A 795-nucleotide genomic window follows, 5' to 3' on the forward strand; every position below is an offset into this window, starting at 1 on the left:
CTGCCGATGTTATTCGGTGGTGGTTTTTATTTATGTTTATAAGCAAAAATGAGGGAATAGCTAGTTGAAGATGGATTTAATTCTTGCTTTGGAAGCTGATATAAATAGAGGGTGGATTGACTTTCAAAAGAGGGTAAATGAATGACTTAAAAAAGTCTTGAAATGAAGGTAACATTTTTGTTACGGAAAACGCATTCGAAACCAGTATAATAGGACTATGTTAAATATGCTAAAAGTACCTGACCACAGAGCTGGAATGTGCAGCTGTGAAAAGGAGGGTGTGTGTGATAAGTTGGCGAAGACTAGTTCTTCATTCGTTTCTCTTGCTTGGCCTGATAGGCGTGCTTGTAGGATGCGGTGAAGCAGGATCTGCATGGACTTCTTATGAAGGAGCGGTAAACGAGAAGGGTTTTCCGGTTCCTAAAGTGGCGAATAAATCTGACCAGTCTGAAAACAATTCGGATATGGATTATGTTCGATATACGCTATCTGGTATTAGTGAGAGCACTAGTATTCCTGAGGTGTATCTAGACGAGATTAAGAGCTGGGGATGGACAGAAAAGCAAGCCAAGAGTACTTCCAATGACTCAAGTTCCCTACGTGTATTTGCTAAAGAAGGGCATACTGTACATCTAGCTGTACATGATGGTTTCTTCACGGTGATGGTTCCGAAAAGTGAAGCTGCCCAGACGACAGTAAAATCACTTGATGATGATGACTGATTGAGTTGTGTTTTGATGTAATGGTTCGACAATTAACGGTGTAATGGTCCGTATGATAGTAAAGCTCCCGATC

At 40.8% G+C, this 795-nt stretch carries 1 protein-coding gene; it reads left to right on the forward strand.

Annotated elements, in window-relative coordinates; genetic code table 11:
* Window positions 1-284 precede the first annotated feature (284 nt).
* The gene (locus A6049_RS32275) at window positions 285-722 is read left to right on the forward strand and encodes a hypothetical protein (RefSeq protein ID WP_079697642.1); all 438 of its coding nucleotides are present in this window, start codon (window positions 285-287) and stop codon (window positions 720-722) included.
* Window positions 723-795: the final 73 nt, after the last annotated feature.

This window comes from Paenibacillus sp. O199, assembly GCF_001636635.1.
GTDB classification, from domain to species: Bacteria; Bacillota; Bacilli; order Paenibacillales; family Paenibacillaceae; genus Paenibacillus; species Paenibacillus marchantiae.